The sequence below is a fragment of the Novosphingobium flavum genome (genome assembly GCF_014230315.1).
GTDB lineage: Bacteria > Pseudomonadota > Alphaproteobacteria > Sphingomonadales > Sphingomonadaceae > Novosphingobium > Novosphingobium flavum.
The window spans coordinates 85047-107154 of record NZ_JACLAW010000013.1; the positions used below are offsets into that span (position 1 = coordinate 85047).

Annotated in this window: 20 protein-coding genes and 1 tRNA gene; 10 read left to right on the plus strand and 11 right to left on the minus strand. The window is 64.4% G+C overall.

Translation table 11 applies throughout. The annotated features are described in order from the left end of the window. The 3 genes from H7F51_RS15705 (at nucleotide 1) to H7F51_RS15715 (ending at nucleotide 3677) form a co-directional block, all read left to right on the plus strand. On the plus strand, nucleotides 1-2283 hold the full coding sequence (locus H7F51_RS15705) for a xanthine dehydrogenase family protein molybdopterin-binding subunit (protein WP_185665260.1): 2283 nt from the start codon (nucleotides 1-3) through the stop codon (nucleotides 2281-2283). Then, nucleotides 2280-3296 (plus strand): ferrochelatase, encoded by a 1017-nt coding sequence (hemH, locus tag H7F51_RS15710; protein WP_185665261.1) that lies wholly within the window; start codon nucleotides 2280-2282, stop codon nucleotides 3294-3296. The genes H7F51_RS15705 and hemH overlap by 4 nt, the downstream gene beginning before the upstream one ends. Before the next feature lie 132 nt (nucleotides 3297-3428). After that, the gene (locus tag H7F51_RS15715) at nucleotides 3429-3677 is read left to right on the plus strand and encodes a hypothetical protein (RefSeq protein ID WP_185665262.1); all 249 of its coding nucleotides are present in this window, start codon (nucleotides 3429-3431) and stop codon (nucleotides 3675-3677) included. Nucleotides 3678-4011: 334 nt separating this feature from the next. Here the strand turns inward: H7F51_RS15715 and H7F51_RS15720 are convergent, their stop codons facing one another. Beyond that, entirely contained in the window at nucleotides 4012-4179 is a 168-nt protein-coding gene (locus H7F51_RS15720) for a DUF1674 domain-containing protein (RefSeq protein WP_185665263.1), read from the minus strand. Between the two features lie 54 nt (nucleotides 4180-4233). Here H7F51_RS15720 and H7F51_RS15725 point away from each other — a divergent pair, with 54 nt between their 5' ends. Then, on the plus strand, nucleotides 4234-5463 hold the full coding sequence (locus tag H7F51_RS15725; protein ID WP_185665264.1) for an RsmB/NOP family class I SAM-dependent RNA methyltransferase: 1230 nt from the start codon (nucleotides 4234-4236) through the stop codon (nucleotides 5461-5463). A gap of 3 nt (nucleotides 5464-5466) precedes the next feature. Here the strand turns inward: H7F51_RS15725 and msrA are convergent, their stop codons facing one another. Then, nucleotides 5467-5997: a peptide-methionine (S)-S-oxide reductase MsrA gene (gene msrA, locus H7F51_RS15730; protein ID WP_185665265.1), complete on the minus strand. Its 531-nt coding sequence runs from the start codon at nucleotides 5995-5997 to the stop codon at nucleotides 5467-5469. Nucleotides 5998-6102: 105 nt separating this feature from the next. Here msrA and aguB point away from each other — a divergent pair, with 105 nt between their 5' ends. The 3 genes from aguB (at nucleotide 6103) to H7F51_RS15745 (ending at nucleotide 7556) form a co-directional block, all read left to right on the plus strand. Beyond that, nucleotides 6103-6954: an N-carbamoylputrescine amidase gene (aguB, locus tag H7F51_RS15735; protein WP_185665266.1), complete on the plus strand. Its 852-nt coding sequence runs from the start codon at nucleotides 6103-6105 to the stop codon at nucleotides 6952-6954. A gap of 4 nt (nucleotides 6955-6958) precedes the next feature. Then, nucleotides 6959-7465, plus strand: a complete 507-nt coding sequence (gene folK, locus H7F51_RS15740; protein ID WP_185665267.1) for a 2-amino-4-hydroxy-6-hydroxymethyldihydropteridine diphosphokinase — start codon at nucleotides 6959-6961, stop codon at nucleotides 7463-7465. Nucleotides 7466-7480: 15 nt separating this feature from the next. Next, nucleotides 7481-7556 (plus strand) — tRNA-Lys (locus H7F51_RS15745). A 173-nt stretch (nucleotides 7557-7729) separates the two neighbouring features. Here the strand turns inward: H7F51_RS15745 and H7F51_RS15750 are convergent. From H7F51_RS15750 to H7F51_RS15760, 3 genes are read right to left on the minus strand one after another with little or no spacing between them, the layout of a single operon-like run. Continuing rightward, nucleotides 7730-9421, minus strand: coding sequence for a recombinase family protein (locus tag H7F51_RS15750; protein WP_185665268.1), 1692 nt, complete (start codon nucleotides 9419-9421; stop codon nucleotides 7730-7732). Continuing rightward, entirely contained in the window at nucleotides 9411-9860 is a 450-nt protein-coding gene (locus H7F51_RS15755) for a DUF2924 domain-containing protein (RefSeq protein WP_185665269.1), read from the minus strand. The genes H7F51_RS15750 and H7F51_RS15755 overlap by 11 nt, the downstream gene beginning before the upstream one ends. Then, complete coding sequence (locus tag H7F51_RS15760; protein WP_246448614.1) at nucleotides 9857-10183, minus strand: DUF3489 domain-containing protein; 327 nt, start codon at nucleotides 10181-10183, stop codon at nucleotides 9857-9859. The genes H7F51_RS15755 and H7F51_RS15760 overlap by 4 nt, the downstream gene beginning before the upstream one ends. Before the next feature lie 207 nt (nucleotides 10184-10390). Between H7F51_RS15760 and H7F51_RS15765 the strand changes: the two genes are divergently transcribed. The 3 genes from H7F51_RS15765 (at nucleotide 10391) to H7F51_RS15775 (ending at nucleotide 12804) form a co-directional block, all read left to right on the plus strand. Continuing rightward, nucleotides 10391-10597: a hypothetical protein gene (locus H7F51_RS15765; RefSeq protein ID WP_185665271.1), complete on the plus strand. Its 207-nt coding sequence runs from the start codon at nucleotides 10391-10393 to the stop codon at nucleotides 10595-10597. 298 nt (nucleotides 10598-10895) lie between these two features. After that, a complete protein-coding gene (locus H7F51_RS15770; protein ID WP_185665272.1) occupies nucleotides 10896-11474 on the plus strand; it encodes a YceI family protein in 579 nt (192 codons plus the stop codon). 19 nt (nucleotides 11475-11493) lie between these two features. Continuing rightward, on the plus strand, nucleotides 11494-12804 hold the full coding sequence (locus H7F51_RS15775; protein ID WP_185665273.1) for a PQQ-dependent sugar dehydrogenase: 1311 nt from the start codon (nucleotides 11494-11496) through the stop codon (nucleotides 12802-12804). Nucleotides 12805-12974: 170 nt separating this feature from the next. Here H7F51_RS15775 and H7F51_RS15780 read toward each other — a convergent pair whose 3' ends face one another. From H7F51_RS15780 to H7F51_RS15805, 6 genes are all read right to left on the minus strand, one after another. Beyond that, on the minus strand, nucleotides 12975-13721 hold the full coding sequence (locus H7F51_RS15780) for a hypothetical protein (protein ID WP_185665274.1): 747 nt from the start codon (nucleotides 13719-13721) through the stop codon (nucleotides 12975-12977). Continuing rightward, complete coding sequence (locus tag H7F51_RS15785) at nucleotides 13722-14807, minus strand: hypothetical protein (RefSeq protein WP_185665275.1); 1086 nt, start codon at nucleotides 14805-14807, stop codon at nucleotides 13722-13724. Then, the gene (locus tag H7F51_RS15790) at nucleotides 14804-17020 is read right to left on the minus strand and encodes an ATP-binding protein (RefSeq protein ID WP_185665276.1); all 2217 of its coding nucleotides are present in this window, start codon (nucleotides 17018-17020) and stop codon (nucleotides 14804-14806) included. Before H7F51_RS15790 ends, H7F51_RS15785 begins: the two co-directional genes overlap by 4 nt. Then, a complete protein-coding gene (locus tag H7F51_RS15795) occupies nucleotides 17017-18561 on the minus strand; it encodes an N-6 DNA methylase (protein WP_185665277.1) in 1545 nt (514 codons plus the stop codon). The genes H7F51_RS15790 and H7F51_RS15795 overlap by 4 nt, the downstream gene beginning before the upstream one ends. A 238-nt stretch (nucleotides 18562-18799) precedes the next feature. Next, nucleotides 18800-19138, minus strand: a complete 339-nt coding sequence (locus H7F51_RS15800; protein ID WP_185665278.1) for a hypothetical protein — start codon at nucleotides 19136-19138, stop codon at nucleotides 18800-18802. A 501-nt stretch (nucleotides 19139-19639) separates the two neighbouring features. After that, nucleotides 19640-21832, minus strand: coding sequence for a TonB-dependent receptor (locus H7F51_RS15805; protein WP_185665279.1), 2193 nt, complete (start codon nucleotides 21830-21832; stop codon nucleotides 19640-19642). Between the last annotated feature and the right edge of the window lie 276 nt (nucleotides 21833-22108).

Below are 22108 nucleotides of genomic sequence, written 5' to 3' on the forward strand. Positions count from 1 at the left end.
ATGGCAGGCCCGCTCCCCCGGCTGACCCGCAGGGGCGTGCTGATCGGCGGCGCGCTGGGCGGCGGCCTGCTGCTCGCCTGGGGGCTCACCCCGCGCCGCTTCCCCCCTCCGCTGGTGCCGGGCAAGGATCAGGCCCTGTTCGGCAATTGGCTGACCATCGGAGCGGACGGGGTCGTCACCGTCGCCGTGCCCCAGCTCGAGATGGGGCAGGGCATCACCACCCTCATCCCGCAGGTCGTCGCGCTGGAACTGGGAGCGGACTGGCGCATGGTCGCGGCCGAACCCGCCCCGATCAGCGGCGCCTATGCCAATCTCCCGCTCGCGGAGGACTGGGCCGGGCTGTGGATGGCCTTCGCCTCCCGTCTGGCAGAGGGCCGGGGCGCGGCGCTCGCCCGCGCCTATGCCGAGCGCAACGCCTTCATGGCCACGGCCGACGGCACCTCGATGGCCGCCTACGAACAGGGCGCCCGCGAAGCGGCCTGCGCCGCTCGCACCATGCTGATGCAGGCCGCGGCCGACCGCTGGGATGCCGACTGGCGCGAGTGCAAGGTCGCCGCCGGCCGCGTCACGCACGGCAACCAGAGCGCCTCCTTCGGCGAACTCGCCGAACTCGCCGTCCGTTACGATCCCCCGTCCGACCTGCCGCTCCTCCCGCCCCCGGCGGACGGCGCCGACGCCATTTCCTTCCCCCGGCTCGACGGCCCGGCCAAGGTCGGCGGCGGCATGACCTTTGCCGGAGACCTGCGCCTGCCCGGCCTGCTCCACGCCGCGATCCGCCACGGACCCCTCGCGGCATCCAGCGAACTCGCCCATGTCGACGAGGCCAAGGCCAACCGCCCCGGCGTCCGCCTGGTCCGGGGCGAGGGTTGGCTCGCCGCTACGGCCCCAACATGGTGGGCCGCCGAACAGGCGCTCACCGCCGTCGCCCCCACGTTCAAGGCCGACCGCCCGGTGGACAGCGAGCGCACCGCCGCCGCGCTCGACAAGGCGGTCCGGAAGGCCGCTACCCAGCGCATAGCCACGGTGGGCGATCCCGACGCGGTGATCGCGGGCGAGCCCTCCCACGTCGCCCGCTACGATATCGAACCCGCGCTCCCCCTCCCGCTCGAAACCGCCAGCGCCACCGCCCGGGTGAGCGCGGACAAGGTCGAGATCTGGGTCGCCGCCCAGTCGCCCGAAACCACCCGCCGCGCCGTCGCCCGCGCGCTCGGCGTCAGCGCCGGCAAGGTCGTGCTTTACCCGCTTCCGGCCGGCGGCAGCTTCGATGCCCGGCTCGAAACGCCTCACGCCGTCGAAGCCGCGCTGATCGCCCGGGAGGTCGAAAAACCCGTCCAGCTCACCTGGTCGCGCTGGCAGGAAACGCTCGCCGCGCTCCCCCGCGCGCCCGCTGCCGCCGTGCTCTGGGCGAAAACCAACCCCGATGGCGGCGAGGTCCTCGCGTGGAAGGCGCGCATCGCCACTCCCGCCGCCGCCCGCGAATTCGGCCGCCGCCTGTTCGGCGCGCAAACGCCGCAGCAGGCCCGCACCGCCAGCCTCGGCGAGGCCGATCCCATGGCCGTCGCCGGGGGGATGCCGCCTTACCGCCTGCCCAATGCCAGCCTCGATCACGTGCCCGTTGGGACAGGTATCCCGGCCGGGCGGATGCGGGGCAAGGCTCACGCGATGACCGCCTTCTTCACCGAGAGCTTCGTCGATGAGCTGGCCCGCAAGGCCGGGCGCGAGCCGCTGTCCTACCGGATGGAGATGCTGGGCGACGACCTGCGCCTCGCCGAATGCCTCCAGCGCTGCGCCGCGCTGGCCCAGTGGGATGCCGGCGCCGATGCCAGCGGGCAGGGCCTCGCCTGCCACCGCATGGGCGAGAACGAGGATGCGCCAGACAGTGACCAAGCGGCCCGCATCGCAGTCATCGCCACCGCCCGCCGCACCGAGGCCGGGGTCAGCGTCGACAGGATCAGCGCGGTCGCCGATCTCGGTCGCATCGTGAACCGCGACATCGCCCGCCAGCAGGTCGAGGGCGGCCTGGTCTTCGGCCTCGGCCTCGCGCTTGGCTCCAGCATTTCCTACGCGCGCGGCCTCCCGCTCACCGCGCGGCTCGGCGAAATGGGCCTGCCGCTGCTGGCCTCCACGCCCGAGATCGCGGTCGAATTCATCACCAGTGACAAACCGGCGATCGACCCCGGCGAGATCGGCGTCGTCGCCATCGCGCCGGCCATCGCCAATGCCCTCCATTCCGCCACCGGCCTGCGCTTCCGCCGCCTGCCGCTCTTTGCCGAGGATCTGTGACCAAGCCCTCCGATCACCCCAGCGTCCCCGCCACCGGCGGCGTCGGCGTCCTCCTCGTCAACCTCGGCACGCCCGATGCGCCCACTCCGGCGGCGGTCAAGCGCTACCTCGCCGAATTCCTCTCCGACCCCCGTGTGGTCGAAATCCCGCAACTGATCTGGCAACCGATCCTGCGCGGCGTGATCCTCAACACCCGCCCGAAAAAGAGCGCTCACGCCTACCAGCAGGTCTGGACCGCTGATGGCTCGCCGCTCGCCGCCATCACCCGCACGCAAGCGCAGGCCCTGCAGGAGCGCCTCGGCGATGGCATCAAGGTCCGCTGGGCCATGCGCTACGGTAACCCGTCGATCCCGGCCGAGCTGAACCGCTTGAAGGCCGAAGGTTGCGACCGCCTGCTGATCGCCCCGCTCTATCCGCAATATTCCGGCGCCACGACCGCCACGGTGGTCGACAAGCTGGGCGAGGCGCTGGGCGCCCTGCGCTGGCAGCCCGCGATCCGCACCCTGCCGCCCTATTACGACGATCCGGCCCACATCGCGGCCCTCGCCGCCGACACCGCGCGCCAGCTCTCCACCCTGCCGTTCCGCCCCGAGGTCCTGCTCCTCTCGTTCCACGGCATGCCCGAGCGCACCCTCCACCTCGGCGATCCCTACCACTGCCAATGCCGCAAGACCGCCCGCCTCCTGGCCGAAGCGCTGGCGGCCGACTGGGGCGATGTCCGCATCGAAACCACCTTCCAGTCCCGCTTCGGCCGCGCCAAGTGGCTCGAACCCGCAACCGACGCCGTACTCGCTGCCGAGGCGGCCAAAGGCACCAAACGCCTCGCCATTGCCGCCCCCGGCTTCTCCGCCGATTGCCTCGAAACCCTCGAGGAACTGGCCATCCGGGGCCGCGAACAGTTCCTCGAAGCCGGCGGCCAGGACTTCGCCGCCCTCGAATGCCTCAACGCGGGCGAAGCGGGCATGGCCATGCTGGAAGCGCTGGTCCGCCGCGAACTGGCGGGGTGGGTGTAGGCGACCGGCGAACCGACTCCAAACGTCCGTTTGCAAACACGCTACGTCTGAAAGCGGACTGTCAGGACACGCCAACATTGCGGACATCATCATAACGGTTAAGGTGCCACTGGCAAAAAGGAGCTATACGGCGTGCTCAACATACTGGGGGGATTGTTGCTATTCGCAGTCGCCTTGATCTGTGTTGCCGTTGGTGGAAGAACTCTCCGCGATATTTTGAATAATGAAACCCAAAGCCTAAGCCGCTACAAACCGCGATTGATTTCCCGTGGAGAAGAGCCGTTAAATTTTTGGGCCACCATGTTTACCGGCCTGTTGTGGCTCCTACTTGGACTTTTCTTGCTCGTCATCACGGTTGGTGGAGCCGTTGGAATGCTTTGAGTTGTCGTAGAATCGGTTCTCTCGTCCGCTCCCCCGACATTCCGGCCATTCGGATAGCGCCGGGCAGGTTTCGAAAGCTGACGCCTGATCTCCCCTCCCGCAGGCGGGAGGGGCCGGGGGTGGGCCAGCAACCTCTCCCCAAAACACCCCAACCAAAACCATTTTCCTACACCCGCGCCGCCTGCCAAACTCCGCCCCGATCGCCTCCACCGGCGAAAAACGAGCAAGAGTTGGACAAGTGTCACCCATGCACACGGGCACAAGTGCTTCAAATCATTGGGGGCAGGGCTGCGCGCCGGGTGACACTCGTGTCACCCGGCCACCGCGCAACGGTTCAGAAGTCGACCGCGATGCCGTTCTGCTCCCAGTCGCCGTAACGGGTGGGAGAAAGGCCGCGCGGATCGGGCTCGTCCTTTGCCGCCTTGGGCGCGGGCGCCGGATCATTGGTCCAGTGCGCCGGCTTGACGAAGCCTTCGGGGCGCTTGGTTGCACGCTGGGTCATGCGCCCCAAATGCGCGCTCTGGCCCTTGAATGCAATTGCGCTTAGGGGCGGGCGATGGATATTCCCGGTCTTCCCGCCCGCCGCGCCGCGCTCAAGCTGGTCGATGCCGTCCTGCGCCGGGGCGAAACGCTCGATCAGGCCGCGCACAATGCCGTGCAGGGCCTTTCCGCCGATTCCGACCGCGCGCTGGCCAAGGCCATCGCCGCCGAGGCCCTGCGCTGGCAGACCGATTTCGACTCGTTGATCGACAGCGCGACGCAGCAGCCCCTGCCGGACGATGCCAAGCCCCGCGCCGTCCTGCGCCTGATGCTGGCCCAGTGGCTGCGCCTCGGCACCCCGCCGCACGCGGTTGTCGCCACGGCCCTGCCGCTGTTGATGGGCGGGCCCAAGCGCCTCGCTCACGGCGTCTTCGCCACGCTGACCCGGCGCGAGGTCACATTACCCGATGCGCCAACCCTGCCGCCCGCCGTGGCCGAACGCTGGGGGCTTGGCGCCCCCGCCATCGCCAAGGCGCTGGCCGAACCCCCCGCGCTTGACCTCACGCTCAAGAATCCCTCGGAAACCGCCGAATGGGCCGAAAAGCTTGGCGGCACATCGCTCATGCGCGGCCATGTCCGCCTGCCGCGCGGCGAGATGGTCGAACGCCTGCCCGGCTTTGCCGAAGGCGCCTGGTGGGTGCAGGATCTCGCCGCCAGCCTGCCCGCGCGGCTGCTGGGGCAGGGGACCGGCAGGGCGCTGGACCTCTGCGCCGCGCCGGGGGGCAAGACCCTGCAACTGGCCGCCGCTGGCTGGCAGGTCACGGCGCTGGACATTTCCGCGAAACGGCTCGAGCGGGTGGCCGCAAACCTCGCGCGCTGCAATCTGGCTGCCGAAGCCGTGGCCGCCGATGCCCTGCAATGGGAGCCCGAGGGCCAGTTCGACGCGATCCTGCTCGATGCGCCGTGCACCGCCACCGGCACCTGCCGCCGCCACCCCGACGTGCTCCACCGGATCACCCGCACCCAGATCCGCGAGATGGCCGACCTCCAGCGGCGCCTGCTCGAACGCGCCGTCGGTTGGCTGGCCCCCGGCGGCAGCCTGATCTACGCGGTCTGCTCGCTCGAAGTGGAGGAGGGCGAGGATCAGGCCGCCGCCGTGACCCTCGCGCCCGATCCGATCCGCGCCGACGAACTGCCTGCAGGGATTGCCCCCACGGCGCAGGGCTGGCTGCGGACCGATCCGGGAATGCTCAGCGATTCCGGTGGTCTGGACGGTTTTCTTGTCGCGCGCTGGAAGAAAGTCTGAACCTCAAGTGGACTTTACTTTCGTCGCAAAGCTCTTTCTCAGCTTCTGCAACTTGGGCGGGATGACCGCGAGGCAGTAGGGATTGCGCTGGCCTTCGCCGTCCCAGTATTCCTGGTGATAGTCCTCGGCCGGATGCCATTCCTCCGCCTCCTCGATCGTGGTCACGACCGGGACCGCGCGCTCCTCCTGCGCCCGGTGGATGGCCGCTTCGGCCTCGGCCAGCTGCTCGCCATCCAGCGGAAAGATCGCCGAGCGGTACTGGGTGCCGACATCGTTGCCCTGCCGGTTGAGCTGCGTCGGATCATGCGTCGCCATGAAGATGTCGAGCAGTTCGGCATAGGACAGGACATCGGGATCGAAGGTCACCTTGATCGCCTCGGCGTGGCCGGTCGTGCCGGTGCAGACCTGCCGGTATGTCGGGTCGGGCATGTCGCCGCCGATATAGCCGCTCTCGACCTCGCTCACCCCGATCACGTCGCGGAACACGGCCTCGGTGCACCAGAAGCACCCGCCCGCCACAATCGCCTGTGTCATTGCCAAATTCCTCGCCGTTCGCCTTGCCCCCTCAGATAGGAATCGCACCGCGTCCTGCAACCGGCAGCGGTGGACTTCCGGGATCCGGGACCCTAATTGGACAACATGACCGAGGTAACCGTCGCCGCCCTCCAGCTTCCGCTCGGCTCGCATGACGAGGCCGAGAACATCGCCGCCGTCTCCGCGCTGGTCGAACAGGCCGCGGCCCAGGGCGCCCAGGTGATCCTCCCGCCCGAGCTCTTCTCCGGCCCCTATTTCTGCAAGGTCGAGGATGAGGCCCTCTTCGCGCTCGCCCGCCCGACCGCCGAGCATCCCTCGGTCAAGGCCATGCAGGCGCTCGCCGGCAAGCTCAAGGTCGCCATCCCGACCAGCTTCTTCGAGCGCGACGGCCACCACTACTACAACACCCTCGCCATGATCGGCGCCGACGGCGAGATCATGGGCACCTACCGCAAGAGCCATATCCCCGACGGCCCCGGTTACGAGGAAAAGTACTATTTCCGCCCCGGCAACGACGGCTTCAAGGTCTGGGACGTCGCCGGCACCCGGATCGGCGTCGGCATCTGCTGGGACCAGTGGTATCCCGAATGCGCGCGGGTCATGGCCCTGATGGGCGCCGAACTGCTCTTCTACCCCACCGCGATCGGCTCCGAACCCTATGATGCCGAACTCGACACCAGCCGGATGTGGAAGCGGGCGATGGTCGGCCACTCGGTTTCGAACTGCATGCCGGTGATCGCCGCCAACCGCATCGGCAGCGAGGACGGCCAGCGTTTCTACGGCCACAGCTTCATCTCCGACGAATGGGGCGATTACATCGCGGCCTTCGGGGAGGAGGATACCGGCGTACTGGTCGCCACGCTCGACACGGCGCGCGCGGCGCGTCACCGCGCCGGCATGGGCTTCTTCCGCGATCGCCGCCCGCAGCTCTACACCCGGATCTGCGAAGACATCTGACGCGGTGAGCCAGCGCTACCTGATCGCGCTCGGCTCCAATCGCCGGCACCACCGCCACGGCGGCCCGCGCGCGGTCCTCGCCGCCGCGCGGCTGGCCCTCGCCGAAGCCGGGATCACGGTCGCCGGCTTCTCGCCGGTCGTCGCGAGCCGGCCGCTCGGTCCGTCCGACCGGACCTATGCCAATGCCGTCGCCGCGGTCGTGGCTCCGTTCGATCCGCCGGAAATGCTGGCCAGGCTGAAGGAGATCGAGTCCCGCTTCGGCCGCCGCCCGCGCGGCCGCCGCTGGGCTTCGCGGGTGCTCGATCTCGATGTCGTGCTGTGGGACGGCGGCTGCTGGGCTGACGAGGCGCTGATCGTGCCGCACCGCTCGTTCCGCGAGAGGATCTTTGTCCTGGGTCCGGCGCTGCGGGGAGTGGGCGGCTGGCACGATCCTTTGACCGGCCTTTCCCTGCGGCAGCTTCATGCCCGCTTGACCCGTCCCCGACCTGCTCCTAAGCCGCCCCACACCTGACGCCCCCGCGCGCACGGGCCCTTAGCTCAGTCGGTAGAGCAACTGACTTTTAATCAGTAGGTCGCTGGTTCGAACCCAGCAGGGCTCACCACTCAGTCTTAGCATAACCTCGGAGTTCCGGTCTCTGCGAGACTGGGTGCCCAACACCCGCCCATTTCCGCGGGTTTGCGCATGTCAGATCCGCGACTTTTAGGTCGCGAGTCTCTCTGTCGGCGCCCCAAAACACGAAAACGGCGGCAAGATCTCTGCCGCCGTTTTCGCGTCCTAAAAGTTGAAAACGCTGGGTCGGGCGGCAGCGAAGCCGAGCATCTCGCGTTGCGCTGTCCATGAGAGGGGCAGGGCGCCAAGCCGGGAGAGATATCGTGCCGTCACGCGCCTCGGCTGATGGCCATCGAGAATGGCCCGGATGATGTCCGGCGCCAGGTAGGCGAGCCGGGCAATCCGCTCGGTGTGACGGAAGGTGGTGACGGGCATTGCTGCGGCCTGCTCAGGGGACATCGCGAGCAGTTCGTCTCGCGCGGCAAAGCCCCGCGCGATGAGCTGGACGAGGTTGGGATCGGCCTCGACCTTCTTTCCGGCTGGGGGATCAAGCCGCAGCCTTGCCTCGTGACCCCAGGCCACGGTCGTGGTGCTCAGCGGCAGGGCGAACGGCTGCGGGTGGTCGATCTCGAGACCAACCCATGCCGTGAGTGCGGGGAGATCGAACTGCGCCGCGGCATTGTCCCGACTGACGATGACGGTCAGTTCGATCCGCTGCAGGAGGTGGCGAAGCTCGCCGATTGCCATGCTCTCGATGTTGGAGGCGAGGACGGCGAACGAGGCGACGAGATTGACCTGGTCGTCCGGCGACTGATCGATAGCCACGTCCCTGATCCGGTGTACGTCGGTCAGGAAGGCAACCAGCTCGGCCCGAACCGCTTGATCCAGTTCGCCTGCGGGCAGGCGCAAGGCCGCTTCCTTCGAACCATCGCCCAGGTTCGAGGCGTAATAGCTGTAGCGCCAGCCATGGTTGAAGGTGTGAACCGGTGACATCGGCCGCCCTTGCTCGTCCCGGATCAGTCCGGCCAGCAGACTGACCCGGCGCCGTGCGCCGGGTGCAAGGGGCGTGTTGGTGCGCCCGGCCAGCTTGGCCTGCACCGCGTCGAACAACTCGCGGTCGATGATGGCCTCGTGCTGGCCGGGATAGACCTTGTCCTTGTGGACGGTCTCGCCGACGTAGATCCGGTTCGAGAGGAGGTGATGGAGTGCGCCGCGCCGGAACGGAATCCCACCGCGGATCGATCCGTCCCGCAGCTTCAGCTTCTTGCTGACGATGCCGTCCCGCCGCAGCTCGTCGAGCAGGTCCATGATGTTGGGGGCGGCAAGGTAGCGGCGCATGATCTCGCGCACGGTTCCAGCTTCATCCGGCACCACCATCAGCTTGCGGTCCTCGGCCTTGTAGCCCAGCGGCAGGGGCCCTCCCATCCACATGCCCCGGGCCTTGGAGGCTGCCACCTTGTCGCGGATGCGCTCGGCAATGACCTCGCGCTCGAACTGGGCGAAGGAGAGCAGGACATTCAGTGTTAGGCGGCCCATCGAATTGGTGGTGTTGAACGCCTGGGTGACACTGACGAACGAGACCCCGGCGTTGTCCAGCACCTCGACGATCTTGGCGAAATCAGCGAGGCTGCGGGTCAGACGGTCGACCTTGTAGACCACGACGACGTCGACCCGGCTGGCCCGGACATCGGCGAGCAGTTGCTGGAGACCGGGGCGCTCCATGTTGCCACCGGTGAAGCCGCCATCATCATAGGAATCGGGCAGCAGGGTCCAGCCTTCGTGGCGTTGGGACATGACGTAGGCGGCACAGGCCTCGCGCTGGGCATCGAGGCTGTTGAAGGCCTGATCCAGCCCTTCTTCGGTCGACTTGCGGGTATAGACCGCGCAGCGCAGGCGTTTGGGAGGACTAACGGCCATTGGTGCTGACTCCCAGCATGCCCATCCGCGGGCTCTTGAGGCCAAAGAACCGTGGACCCGACCAGTGGGCCCCGGTGATCCGCTTGGCGATCTCCGAGAGCGAGTTGAATCGCTGGCCGTTGTACTCGAACCCGGTATCGAGCACGACGACCTGGTGGACCTCGCCATGCCAGGTGCGGGAGAGCCACGTTCCGACCTTCAGTCCGTCGGCAACGGTGCTGTTCTGGCCGGATGCCGCGGCTTGCGCGATACGGCGGAGGTCGATTTTGCCGAGCCCGCCCAGCGCGCGCTCCTGCGCCGCATGGGCGAGGGCCCGGGCCAGAAGGCCCGAGCCGAACGCCGGTGGTGCGACAGTTCCCGTGCGGCGGTGCCACTCGGTCTTGCGGTCCCGCGCGGACATTGCCTCGATTGCGGCGACCTGTGCCTCAAGGTGCTTCACGCCGCATTCTCCCGGGCCGCGACGATCCGGTAGATGCGCGTGCCCTCGGCCGGCTTCTCGCTGGCGATGCTGTGGCCCTTCTTCTTGAGGCCGGTGAGGGCGGCACGGGTGGTGTGGGGCAGCCAGCCGGTGGCTGCGATGAGCTGCTCCAGCGTGGCGCCTTCGGGGCGGCCGAGCAGGTCGATCACGACCGAAGTCTTGGCTGGCTGGCGTTCTGCCGGGGCGGACACATTCCGCGCTTTGGCGGGGGCGCCGTTCCGCGGTTCGCGGGCCATGCGGCGCTTGCGCTGCGGGGCGGGCGAGGGGCTCTCGGTATCGGTCATGAGTGGTCTCCTGTCGGGCGCAGCACCGCGCTGCTCCCACCACCCGAAGCCCTGCCGATCACATCGGCAGGGCATTTGCCGGCTCCATGGGCCGGCTCACGAGCAACACCAACGCTTGCTTTGCCGGCGAAGTCGAATGGAATGTCGCAAGTCCTGCGACAAAGCTGGCGGTGGACTTCGCTGTCCCGTCAGGGCGTGGTCGCGGTCATGGACGACGACGCGACCTCTGACCTCATCGTGCAGCTCTGCACCCGGATCGGCATGATCATGGAGGATGCCAACCTTGTCGCGCTGACGATAGGTGGCCTGGATCGGGAAGGGCGGGCTGCAGCGATTGCGGTGCTGGAGAAGGCTAGCGCGGATATCGCCGCGTTGACGGCGGCGGCGCGGGTACTGTCAGGTCCCGAAACCTGACCGCGGTATTTGCGGCGGGATCACGGATTCCGCCGCAAATACCGCGTCCAAAGGCAGCGCCGTATTGTCTGGCGGCGTTCCGCAAGGCAGGGAGGCTGGCGGTCATGCCAAGTGCCCGAAGAGGCGCGTGGCACCTGGCATGGCTTTTTGACTGGTCGGGCGGCCCGGAACAGCGGGTTCCAGGCGAAACGGTCACCACGCTGCCGTCCATTCGCAACGGGGAACCGCAGTCACTGCGCGGCATTCATTCTGGCGGGAGCTGCGCGAACGTTCGCAGGCTCCCCGAGGATCAGGAGCGATGTTCCGAACCTCTTTGGCGATTGAAATCACCGTAGCCTTGTTCTTCACGGCACCGTTCGCAATGGCCGGTCCATCCCACCGTTACACCGTCGCACCGGGCAGCGAGGTGAGCGCCAGAGTGGCGTTTTTCGGAATTGCCAGCAAGACCGCGCGCTTTCCCAAGGTCAGCGGATCCGTTACCCTGACGCCCGGCCGGCCCGAGGCGATCGACCTCGACATCACCATCGATGCCGCGGCGCTCACTGCCGGCGACCCGACCACCCTGCGCCGGCTCAAGGGCCCAGCGTTCTTCGACATCGCGCGCCATCCGACCGTTACCTTCCGCGGCGAGACGATGACGACGACGGGCCCGCGCAATGCGGCTGTGCGCGGGCAGCTGACCGCGCGTGGAGTGACCCGCCCTACGGTGCTCAACGTCACCTTCGCCGCCGATCCTGCGCAGCTTACCGGCGGCGAGCCAATTGCACTCAGCGGCCGTGCGGTCATTGACCGCAGGGTCTTCGGCATGACCGCCTATTCGGGCATCGTCGGACGCAAGGTGACGATCACGCTCGATGCCTGGATGCAGCCGGCCTGATCGTCAGAAAGGAGGCCCTATGTCCCGCCCGGTCACCATTGCCCCGACCCTGTCGCTGCTGATCTTGCTCGCCGGCTGCGGCCACACCGCCGAGCTCCCGCTGGCCCGGGGGATCGGCCCGTTGCCCCAATTGCCGGCACCGTCCAAGACCCTGATCCCGACCGTTAAGGTGGCCGATGCGGTCGGGTGGCCGGCGGGGCGCGCGCCGGTGCCCGCCCCCGGCCTCAGCGTGACCGCTTTCGCGGCGGGGCTCCATCATCCGCGCTGGCTGCTGGCGCTTCCCAACGGTGACGTGCTGGTTGCCGAGACCGCCGCACCGCCCAAGCAGCCCCAATACAAGGACAACTCGATCAAGGGCGCGTTCATGCGCATGTTCATGAAGAAGGCGGGTTCCGCCGTGCCGAGCGCTGACCGGATTACCCTGCTGCGTGATGGAGACGGCGACGGCGTGGCCGAGATCCGCACGGCCTACATAACCGGGCTGTCCTCGCCGTTCGGCATGGCACTGGTCGGATCTTCGCTCTACGTCGCCAATGCCGACGCGCTGATCAGTTTTCCGTATGACCCGCAGGCCCCGGCAATCCTCGCGCCGCCGCGAACTGTCGTCAGGCTGCCTGCGGGGCGCAACCACCACTGGACGAAGAGCTTGGCCGCAAGCCCCGGTGGGCTGCTTTACGTCGGGGTCGGCTCCAACTCCAACGTCGCCGAGCACGGCATGGCCGAAGAGGAAGAGCGTGCGGCGATCTGGGAGATTGACCCCTCCACCGGCAAGCACCGCCTGTTTGCGACCGGGCTGCGCAACCCCGTCGGTCTCGACTTCCGCCCCGGCAGCAGCGAGCTCTACGCCGTGGTCAATGAGCGCGACGAACTCGGCAGTGACCTGGTGCCCGATTACCTCACCCACGTGCGAGAAGGCGGGTTCTACGGCTGGCCGTGGAGTTATTTTGGGCAGCGGGTTGATGACAGGGTCAAGCCGCCGCGCCCGGACATGGTGGCGCGTGCGACCGTGCCCGACTACGCGCTCGGTCCGCACGTTGCGCCGCTCGGCCTTGTTTTTTCCGACGGCGCCCGCCTTGGCCCGGCTTACGCCGGCGGGGCGTTCATCGGTCAGCACGGATCGTGGAACCGGCGGCCATACAGCGGCTACAACGTGGTGTTCGTGCCCTTTGCCAACGGCCGGCCAAGCGGACAACCGATTGAAGTGCTGAGCGCCTTTCGGGTCGGTGACAAGGCGTTCGGTCGCCCGGTTGGTGTCGAGATCGCCCGCGATGGGGCGCTGCTGGTCGCCGATGATGTGGGCAACACGGTCTGGCGGGTCAGCGCCCGTTGAAGCACAACGCCAGTGGCGAACCTGGGTAAAATCAAGCTTGTGCTGATGGCCTGGCCACTGGGGAGATCAGGATAGCGGACTTCCCGAATGATGAACTGGTGCGTCCGCCAAGCGCCCAATGTCAGACTTTGCGTCGAGGCTTCATGGAGGCCGTGCCAACGGCATCGTGGTTAAACCAACATCGAGGGCCCAAACCAAGTTCGCCTGAATTTCTGATCCTGTAGTTGCGCAAAAAAAGGCAGCCAAAGGCGCCTTTGAGCGCTTTCGATAAGGTCAAGATACTCTGGGAAGTTGCGGAGACGCCGCCAAACCAGCCCGTCGTTCTGGCTAAGGCAGAAATCGATTGCCAAAATGGGATCGAGCGGGACAATCGGAATTCGTGGACCAGGGCTTTGCATCAACCCATTCCATATTCCGGAAATGCTGCATGGATTCGAAGGGAGGAAATCAGCCGCCGCAAAGGCATCTTGTGCATGACCCCCTCGCTGGAAATGAAAAAGCGGGTGCGGTTCCTTCGAAGGATGGGCATTGCCGTCGGCTGCCGCGCGCCGGGAGGGAGCATACATGTCAGTGTCGAGGCGCCAATGATCCTGAAGGTTAAAGAGCGCACCGCCCGCATCCAGATAGCCCTCGACCCGAACCTGATATTCCGCACGCCATGGCGTTTGTGCATCCTCTTTCCACTCGAACTGGAAATCGAGGTACGACGCGTGCAGCTCGCATCCATTCGGATGAAGGCCTTGGTTTCTGGGGACGGGCAGAGGAAGCTGGCTTCCCTTCATCTGGTGGCTCTTGATCCACTGGCTACGAAACCGGCCCATATTCGTATCAAGCGCATCAGCAGTTGCATAAGTCGCATGCTCGCGCCGAAGCACCGCGCTTAATCGGTCCAGCTCATCCGGGAGCGAAAAGACCATTCAGGCCTCGCGCAGATAGATTTGGAGCCGCTTCAAATCCTCCTTGTCGAGCCTCGGATCTTCGCGGTTCTGAAGTGCAACTCCCAACGCGGCATAAAGAGGGTCGAGCCAAGGCGGCATGTTGCTTCGGGGCTTCACTTTTACAGCGCGCGCGGGGTCAATCGGTACGAGCTGCTGCTGCGCCTCTTTGCTGAGCAGGCAGTATCGCCAAGGACGGTCGCCGAGGCTGCCCTTCGGCATTTGGAGCGGTACGAGGTCGGTGACGATCGCCGTAAGATGTTCCATCCGCTGAGCGATAGTAAATCCGGCGAGGGGGACGTCGGCGACAACCTTCTCTTGCCACCAATCCTCGATACCGCGGGCCCACCAGCGTGGGAAGCATTCGCTGGACACACCGCGATAGGTATAGGGCTCGAGCTCGCCGGCCAGGGTTTTCCACCCTTTTGAGTTGTGGAGGTCAACTCCGAGTCGCACCGCGAGCATATCCTCGTCAATCAGCAGGCCGGGGTGGATCAGCATTCGAACGAGCGGACCAGCTTTCAGATGAACCCGATCACCGAAGTCGAAATCCGACTGAAAGGCCGTGCTCCCCCATTGACACCATTGATCCTCGGCCAGCCCGAGAATTTGCAGCAGCCCGGCCCCCTCGTCGATAAGAGCGTCATAAAGTTGGCGCACGCCGATAAGCTTCGCTTGCGCCGCCGATTGTGCTTCGGGCGTGCTGAGACCGTCCTTTTCGATCTTAAGATCGAAAATATCATCGCTGCTCGAATCGTGACCGATATTCTCGAGCACCTTGTCGCGAAGGGAAAAGCGCACGATCGGAAAGCCAGGGACGGCCCGTTTCTGTTGAGCTACCCGAATATCCTGCGCCATGCCCGGCCCAGATTGCTGACTGCCCTTCTCGTTCGAAAGATCGACGTCCATCAGCACCCCCGAAGGCGAGAAATTGCCTGCGTTGATAGCAACGGCCGCTTCCTGCGCACCCATGGGTGCGATCTTTAACGCATCGTCCTTACTCAGGCCGGTGGCGAAGGAAGCGGCCTCTTCGGGGCTGTCGTCAATCAAAAGCCAATCGCCGGTCATTCCTGTTCCTCCGCCGGTAGCCGGACTTCGAGACAGGTCGAATAGCCTGCCGGAGGATCGACCACCTCAATATCGCCGCCAGCCTTGGATATGATCTGATGGACGATCCAAAGACCCAGTCCGGTTCCCGAGAATTGCTCGGCAGTACTGGCCCCCGCGGGAGCCGCAATTCGTGTCGTGAAAAAGAGGTCGAACACCTTTTCCTTATGGTCGTCGGGAATGCCATCCCCGGAGTCGCAAAAGCGGATGACGACTTCGCGGCCATCGGCCGCGGCTTCGACATGGATAAGGCGCTCTCCTTCGACGCGTCGCAGCGCTTTCAATGAATTGGAGAAGAAATTGAGTAGCATTGAGGCGATTTCGGCTGCGTGCATCGGCCTAGTATAAAGTGGATCATAGGCAGGCACGTCGATCGTCAGTTCGATTCCAGCCTTTTCCGCGAGCTTCGATACCCCGACCTTGAACTCGCCAAGGGCCTTGCTGACGCTGACGGGCGCCAACTGACGCACCGATCGCGCCGATGCGAGCTCGTTGAGATAGCCGGTGAGGGCGTCGAGGCGCGCCAGCATCGATTTTGCGCGCTCTGCCTGGGTCGAGAAGGCGTTGTCACCGGCGCGCGCAGCCAGCGCAATCTCAAACACCGCCTGAAAGTCCATCCGCACGGCTTCGAACGTCATACCCGTTTCATGGCTGAACTCCGACGTGGTCAGACCGAGAGTCGCGAGGAGCCGGAGCAGCGCCGCTTCGTCGGCAAGTTCCGCCCGCTGTTTCTCGATCAGATCGATCGATTGCTCGATGAGTGCAGCGGAGCTTTCGCCGCCTGCCGGTTTCGGATGAGGAGCGGTGCCGGTATCACCAGCGGATTGGTCGTTTGCCTTCTTTCCTGCCGCTTCCCGAGAACTCTCTTCTTCCGACTCGCGCGCAGCGCGCGCCGCGTCGCGCAGCTTTTCGAGATTCTCGTTAGCCTTGCGCTGGGTCGATCCGCCGGCGCTCTGCTTGCGCCCGCGGTCCTCTGCAATCCGGCTGACGGCTGTCACGATCACTGCGGTTGCAAGACCGGTCAGTTCGAGAAAGGCCTCCTTCTCGATAAGACCCTCACGCGACGTATGCTCTTCGAATTGTTCGCCCGCGGGGTCATATACTTCGATGACGCCGAAGAAGTTCCGGTTGGCGATCGGGGCGAGCACGGTGCCGCGCTGGGCATAGATCTGGTCCAGTCGCAGCCAGTCATTTTCTGGTTCGCCATACGGAACCACCCGAAAGCCGTTACGATAGAGCCGAATTCCCCCTTCCGCGCGTAGTGTGTCCCGAATGCGCGTGAAGACGACAGTCGGCAACAATTCGGGGAGGAGGATAAAGTAATGGGTCTTCATCGCCACGTCGCGCAGGATCGCGTATTTCGGCGGATCGATCGCGTCGCGGTATGCGTGGTGAATCTTTGCCCATCCCCGATCAGGTCCGAAGTTGTTTTGCGAAATACGCCACTCGGCCATCCCGTCCCCATCCACCCGAAACTCTATCAGGGCATGATGGTGCGAGAGAATCTCGGTCTGGAAATCGGCAACGAGGCTCGGATCATCAAACAGGCCGCCGTCACGAAGGAACGAGACCTTGAACCCAGGGTCGGCATTGGGACGCCGCTCGACGGGTACCACAGGAAAGGGCTGCTGCAGGGCCAGAAGTCCGCGCCAGCATCGGCGGATCTGGGCATCCGACCAATCGTCGCGCAGCCCCTCGACCCTGATGCTCGTTCCCCGCTTGCGGTGCGGCACCGCACCCAGATAGACCGGCACTTCATTGAGATCGCGTCCGCTCTCGAAATTCCGCCAGTCGACCACCAACTCGATGCCTGGGCTGGTATTGTCGATCCACGTCTGCAAGCGGAGCACTTGGCCGAGGCGTTGCGTTGAAAAACGCCCAATTCCCTTCCGACCGGCGCGTTGACGGTAGAATAATCTGGAACGTGGCTCCGAGACTTTGAGGGTGCTTGCGAGGCGGAGAAAACCTGCGATCACTTCCTCGCGGGTCATCCCAGTCCCGTCATCTTCGATAACGAGCGCATGGGGTTCAAGGGTGACTGTCACATTCTGTGCGTCTGCGTCATAGCTGTTCTTAACAAGCTCGATGAGCGCCGTTTCCTGTCGGCCAACCAGTTCGCGTCCCAAACGGTCGATCAGGCCCGCGTCAGTGGTGAAGCGAAGTTCCTCACTCACGGCTTGCTCGTTCCGCGCCGTGTTCCGCGCAGTCTTAACGCCTCGCCCATCATCTCTGCAGCCGCTATCGGCCATGAGGCTCCGAAAACCGCTGGCAAGAGGAGGCGGTCGGCAATGTGGCGCGCCTCGTCCGTCTCCCCAGCCCGGATCGCCCGGTCGGCCTCTTGGAACGCCGGTCTTGATCGAACGCCCTTGTGCAGAAGTATCGGGAATCGGCGAGCGTCGGCCAGCTCGAACTTCAGGATGCCGCCCCCATAAGATCGACCGAAATGTTCTGCCGCCAACTGACCGAAGCTCGAAATCATACTGAGCGCTACAAGCCGCCGTTCATCGGCAGATAGCTCGGAAGAAAACCGAAGCTGGTGAAGGGTATTTGTGCATCGGAGCTTCCCCGTCCCAATCACGATCCTGGGACCGACATCGTTCATATATGTGAAAATTGCGTCACACCCCGGTCCCTGATCCACTTTCCACCATGGTGCACGCTTATTGAGCCACAGAACGGACCGCCTCATACTTGGGGGTATGAGGGCCAATCGCTTCCTGATCCCCGTTCCTCTGCGCTCGATGTCGCGCGGCGTCAGCAGCCAAGTCCGCTCTCCATGCTTGCCGAGATTGCGTAAGTCGGTCTCAGAAACTTCAAGGCTGCGAACATGGCGCGCCCGAGCCGCGACCAGAGTTACATCATCGAGCGCTATGCGCGCTTCGGCCCGTTCCGCTTCGGACAAAAGGAATACCTTGTTGTAGCCGGTCACGACGCCGATCGACAACGAAGCAATCTCGGAAAGTTGGTGAGCGCCCAGCAAGGCCTGCGCGAAGCAGCGTGGCTTAATGTCTGCAACCCGCGATCCCGCCGCAGACCATCGTGTAGCGGGCGGGAGCGGACACGCCCCCTGTTCATAGCCGCGCGCAAAAATGATGGCGCCGCGCTCTTCAGCGTGGTGCGACCACAGGGGCTTGTCGACGATCTGGCGTATTTCGACATGCTCGAACTTATTGCAAATACGCTCCAGCGTTTCGCGGCCATAGTTCGAAAAGAGAGCTGCCCCCGGTACAATGGCGGCCAAACGGCCACCCGGCTTTAGAAAACCAATTGCGTGGAGCACGAACGGCACCCAGAGCCCTGCGGCACCCTTGTAGCCAAATCGCTCTCTCAGTTCGTCACGCTCTGCCTTTGGTAGAGCATGATTGCGGGTAAACGGAGGGTTGGAAATTACCCCATCTACCTCGCCAATAAGAGCGCGATCCGCCTCTAGGAAATTCTGTCTGATCATATGATGGCCATCTGGGAGCCAATCTCGAACGGCGGTGACAGCATTCTCATCGATGTCACACCCGACGACACGTAGTCTGGCTGTCCCTGAGGCTTTACGAGCCGACCAGGCCAGCACGGCCTTTATGAGCGCTCCATCGCCAATGCTTGGCTCAAGAAGCGTTTCGTCACCCGTTTGAACTACCCATTCGGCAAGTAGGTCAGCCATTGTTTCGGGCGTATAATATGCCCCAAGATTCTTTGCCGCTTGACGGGCGTGCGAACTCATTGGTCCCCCTTAAGATTTGCGACGCGTCCGCAACACATGATGCATATCAGCTATGGATGGTCGCAGGCAATCCATCCCACTCTTTCCGAGCGCAGGGAAACCTGGACCGAATTCCAGCTTCCCAATCCGTTTCGGGAGCTGGGCTAAAACTCCTGAACGATCGGCAGGTAACAAGGGGGCAATCTGGCGAGATGGATGGCAGCTCTTGTTGAGGGGGGATGCCGAACGTCCGGCCTGATCAGCGTTTCTTCTTGGCCGTGGTCGCCGTGAAATCGGGGTCCTTGTTCGCTACCCAATCGACAAATTTGCGCACGGTGGGGTTGTCCCGCAGGCCCTCCACATCCATCCCATGGCGTTGCAGTTCGGAAGTGGTGAAATTGGCGATCAACGTCTGCTGGCAAATGGGGTGCATGGGTACAACATCGCGCCCGCCGCGGCTCTTGGGGACGGGATGGTGCCAGACAATAGTCTCGCCAGTAGGTCTGCCACACAGCCAGCAGGGTACCGCCGGTGCCGGCTCCTCCTCCTCGCGATGTAGGTCGCCATAGGGATCGTGTTTCGAATGTTTGCGGGCCATGTGTCTGCCTGAATTGTCTTGGCTTTGCGCTCCCCGCGCCTAATGGTGGGTGCGGACAGCACTACCACACTGGTTTCTCTCATCGGGTAGTTCGCCAGTCATCGGCCATTCTGCCGCCAGCGGCTGTCCCGGCACGGCCAATTCCAAATTATACAGGTTGGCCAAGATCAGTATGAACGGCGGCTTCTGAAGATGGGCGCAGGCTGGCTAAAGGGCAGGTCTGTCGGCGTAATTGGACCTTCAATGGACCGTCGATTTTACACAGTGATGGGAAGGCCCGGAGCTTCCGCGTCACGATGTATAGGGTGTCCGATCTCAACGCACAATTGGCTTCGCGACCTTGAGTCGTGGCGTTCGAGGCAATCGATTGGGTCTTGCCGAAGCCCTCTACATGCTTTCGCGCAGTAGCTCTTTCTCTCAGGAGTCGGAGCCTCCAAAACTCCGGGGCGGTTCAGTTTAATCCGGGTCGGGGTAGTGATCCGACCCGGATTAAAGACAAGATTAGAAGTGGACGCCGGCCGTAATCATGATGGTACGTGGAGCGGCGGTTTGGCGATTGTCACCCGTGCCGCTGGCATTCAGCTGTGCAGCATAGGCAACATTGCCAAGGTTCTTGCCAACGACCTGAATGTCGTACTTCTTGTCGGTCGAACGCCACCGCAGCGAGGCGCCGACGAGATTGTAGTCCGACTGGCGTACGCGGTTCTCAGGCTCGGAGAAATAGCCCGAGTTGTGATAGAACGTGCCGCCCAGGCTGAAGTCGCCAATCGAGGTCGGGATCGTGTAGTTGAAGCCGAGGTCGAGGGTGAAGTCGGGGGTGTTCTGGATACGCTTGCCCGGCGCAAGCGGCCCCAGGGTGACGACGTTGCCGCCCGTAGCCGAGACGAGGTTCGGCGTGCTCAGGAATGCCTGCTGAAACGCGCCGTATCGGCCGTGAATCAGGCTGACGCCGGCGGTCAGTTCCAGATTGCTGGTCGGTGCGACGGTCAGGTCCGCGTCGAACCCATACATCTTCGCTCCGTCACCGTTGAACACGGTCTGCCGGCTGTTGTAGATTTGAGTGACCTGGACGTTCTTGTAGTCGTTGTAATAGGCGGCGATATTGAAGCGCACCTTTCGGTCGAAAAGGTCAGTCTTCAGGCCGACTTCATAGGCGTCGAGCGTTTCCGGCAAGAGCAGCAGCGCCGGAAGGGTCTGCGGCTCGTAAAAGCCGCTCTTGAAGCCGCGGTTGTATGAGACGTAACCCAGGATCGACGGTGTGAAATGGTGGTCGAGTGAAAGGCGCCAAGTCACCTTGCGGAACACGTGACTGTCGCTCGCCGTGGTCGTCGTGGTGGACGACGAAACGGCGGTATTGACGGCGTCGAACGAGCGATCGTCGATCGTGTAGCGAAGTCCTCCGGTCAGGTTGGTCCTATCGCCGATCTTATAGGTCGCCTGGGCATAGCCCGCGTAGGAATCGAGATCGCTGTGCGAGTTTAGCGTCAGCGTCGAGCCGAATGCATAAAGGCGGGTGATGATCGGCAGGTAGCCGCTGCGCGCACGATAGTAGTAAAGGCCTGCCACCCAAGTCACTGGCCCGCTGCCGAGCGAGGAGAGTTGGAGTTCCTGGCTCAGGCTCTTGTCTTTGACGTCGAAGTCGATGACGACGTTGTTGGCCGGGAGCTGGTCAGCGTCGATCGTGGTGACGAAGCGTGAATTGACGTAGCCAGTCAGACTGGTCAGGCGGACTCCGCCAATATCGCGCTGGATCGTCGCGCCAAGGCTGTAGAGCTTGGTGGTCAGCGTCGGCTGGGTGTTGAGGTAGACATCCCACGGTCCGAAACCGGCGGGATATGCAGGGGTGATGTTGGCCACCTTCTGCATCGAGGTGTTGGCCCCGGTATAATAGGAATAGGCGCCCTGCAGGGTGATCTTGGTGGCTTCATCCGGCGTGATCACGAGCTTGTCGCGAACGGCGTAGGAGCGGTGCGTCTGCGTGCCGAGGCCGTTGAAGAAATTCTTGCCGTAGCCGGTGTACTGGTTGTCCATGTGAAACGTCAGGCCGTTGGCGACGCCATCGGTGAGGCCACCCGCGAGGTAGACGTCGGCACCGACTGTGTCGAACGAGCCGTAAGTAGCAGAGACGTCGCCAGTCAGCTCCTGAGAGGGATCGCGCGAGGTGATCTGGATCAGGCCGCCAGTGGCGTTGCGGCCGAACAGGGTGCCCTGTGGCCCCTTGAGCACCGCGACCTGGGAGACGTCGCGCAGGTTGAGCAGGGCGCCGGTTTGCGCGCCGTAATAGAAGCCGTCGATATAGACGGCGACCGGGTTCTCGAGGCCGGGACCCGAGGCCGCGGTGCCGACGCCGCGAATGCGAGGCTGGCCGAGGCCGCCGAGTTGGGTGTTGAACGACAGGCTAGGCACGCTGGTCGCAAGGTCTGCGCTCGACTGGATGCCGCGCTGCTTGAGCTCTTCGCCACCGATAGCGGTAACCGCGATAGGAACGTCCTGCATGCGCTCGCTGCGCCGCTGGGCGGTCACGACGATGTCCTGAATGCCGCCGTTATCGGCCTGGTTCGCGGCGCTGTCCTGCTCCGCCGTGGCTTCGGCAGCCATGGCAGGCGAAGAGGCGGCGGCGAGGGCGACCGCGCAGGCGCCAAGCAACAGCCGTTTGCGCGCGGCGCAATGCGATTGCGAACCAAGATATGTCATGCTTTCTCCCATCCCATGTTCTTGAACAGCCTGTCCGGTGTGACAACAACGGAGCTTCCGGCGGCTCGTTTTGTTAGTCGTCGCGCTGAATCGCTTCGCCGCGTTCGTTCGATGCAGGGCCTTCTCCAGAGCGGGGAAGCCATGCATTCGACCTGATCCTGGAAACTTGCGACTCAACGGTCGCGTTCTGGCATCTCTTGCAATTTCCAGCCCTCGTCCGGGGCGGGTGGAATTGATCCGGCTGACGCGGTCTCAAGCCCCAACGACGGGATGATT